We start from the raw sequence: 2,074 nt of genomic DNA on the forward strand, positions 1-2,074 counted from the left end.
GGCCCGCCGGCCGGTCCGCAAGCCGCGCCGCCCGCCCAGGCTGGGCGACGCCGGCCGGCGCCTGCGGCTGGGCACCGTGCTGGCGCTGACGCTGTTCGCGAGCATCGGCGTCCGGCTGGTCTACCTGCAGACCGTGGACACCCCGGCGTACGCCGACGGCGGCCTGCCCAACCGGCTCGCCGTGGTCGAGCTGCCGGCCCCGCGCGGCGCCATCCTCGACCGGGCCGGCGAGCCGCTGGCGCACAGCGTCGAGGCCCGGTACGTCTTCGCCGACCCGACCCGGGTCAAGGACCGGTTCGCCACCGCGCGGCTGCTCTCCCCGCTGCTCGGTGTGCCGGCCTCGGAACTGGCCGACAAGATGCGCAAGCGCACCCTGCCCGGCACCGACACCCCGTCGCAGTTCGTCTACCTGGCGCGCGGCGTCGAGATCGGCCGGGCCAAGCAGATCATGGCGCTGGACCTGGCCGGCATCAACGTGCACCGGGACGAGCGGCGCGAGGTGCCCGGCGACGACCTGGCCGCCAACCTGATCGGCTTCGTCAGCCAGGACATGAACGGCCTGGAGGGGCTGGAGGCGAAGTACGACGACGTGCTGCGCGGGCAGGCCGGCAAGCGCACCTACGAGGTGGGCCTGGGCGACCTCGCCGCGCCGATCCCGGGCGGTTACAGCCGCACCACCCAGCCGAAGCCGGGCAGCTCCCTGCGGCTCACCATCGACCGGGACCTGCAGTTCATGACCCAGCGGATCCTGGCCAGGCAGATGGCCCAGACCAAGGGCAGCGTCGGCGCGGCCGTGATCATCGACGTCCCGACCGGAGAGGTGCTGGCCCAGGCCAGTCAGCCCACCTACAACGCGGCCGACCCGGGCAAGGTGGAGTCGCCGTCGGACCGGGACGACGCCGCCACCACGTTCGTGGTGGACCCCGGCTCGATCCACAAGGCGATCACGTTCGGCGCGGCGCTCCAGGAGGGCGTGATCACGCCGAACACCACGATGCCGGTGCCGAACATCATCGTCCGGGGTGGAGTCCCCTTCCAGGACACCCACCCGGCGAACGGCCGGACCATGAGCATTCCGGGCATGCTCGCCTTCTCGTCCAACGTCGGCACCATCGAGATCGCCGAGAAGCTGGGCAAGGAACGGCTGATCGACTACCAGAAGCGGTTCGGGCTGGGCCAGGCGACCGGCGAGGGCCTGCCGGGCGAGGCGCCCGGCCGGCTGCTCCCGGCCGACCAGTGGAGCGGCTCGGCGTGGGGGTCCGTGCCGATCGGGCACAGCGTGGACGCCACGCCGTTGCAGATGGCCGCCGCGTACAACGCGATCGCCAACAACGGGACGTACGTGCAGCCGCACCTGATCAAGGAGACGGTGGGGCCGGACGGCCGGCGGACCCCGGGCGCCGCCCCGGACACCCGCTCGGTGCTCAGCCCGGCGAACGCGGCCGCCCTGCGGCGGATGATGGAGGCGGTCACCACGGTCGACGGCCCGGACGGGTCGGCCACCGGCCTGGCCGCCAAGGTCCCGGGCTACCGGGTGGCCGGCAAGACCGGCACCGGCCTGCGCTACGACAACGGCAGGAAGCAGCCCGGCGAGGTCGGGTCGTTCATCGGGATGGCCCCGGCGGAGAACCCGCGCTACGTGGTGGCGGTCTTCGTCTGGAGCCCCGGCGGCGGTGGCGGTGCGGTCGCCGCCCCGGCGTTCCGGGAGATGATGGGCTACACGCTCCGGCACTACCGGGTGCCGCCGTCGCTGACCGACAAGTCCCCGAAGTTCGAGGTCTTTCCGCGCTGAGCCGGCACGGCGGGACATCATCGGTGAGTGGCGACGAACCACCGGGGCGGCTGTGCGGTCGGAACCGGACGACCGGGTAGGGTCTGACGCCGTGCCCGGCAATCCACGTCCCGCCACCGTGCGTCCCGTCCGGCTCGGCGACCTCGCCGCCCGACTGGCCCTGACGCCGCCGGAGGCCGCCGCCGAGCTGGCCGTCACCGGCGTCACCCACGCCAGCCAGGAGGTCCGTCCCGGCGACCTGTACGCCGCCCTGCCCGGCGCCCGCCGGCACGGCGCGGAGTT

Annotated in this window: 1 protein-coding gene and 1 pseudogene; both read left to right on the top strand. The window is 73.8% G+C overall.

The window, feature by feature from the left end:
• Positions 1–1,792: peptidoglycan D,D-transpeptidase FtsI family protein (locus HUW36_RS31625; protein ID WP_246248419.1), on the top strand; the 1,792-nt coding region annotated here is incomplete at its 5' end.
• A gap of 52 nt (positions 1,793–1,844) precedes the next feature.
• Positions 1,845–2,074: pseudogene (locus tag HUW36_RS31630) on the top strand (UDP-N-acetylmuramoyl-L-alanyl-D-glutamate--2,6-diaminopimelate ligase); the annotation flags it as partial.

Origin of the sequence: Micromonospora maritima (genome assembly GCF_902825405.1) — a bacterium.
Lineage (GTDB): Bacteria > Actinomycetota > Actinomycetes > Mycobacteriales > Micromonosporaceae > Micromonospora > Micromonospora maritima.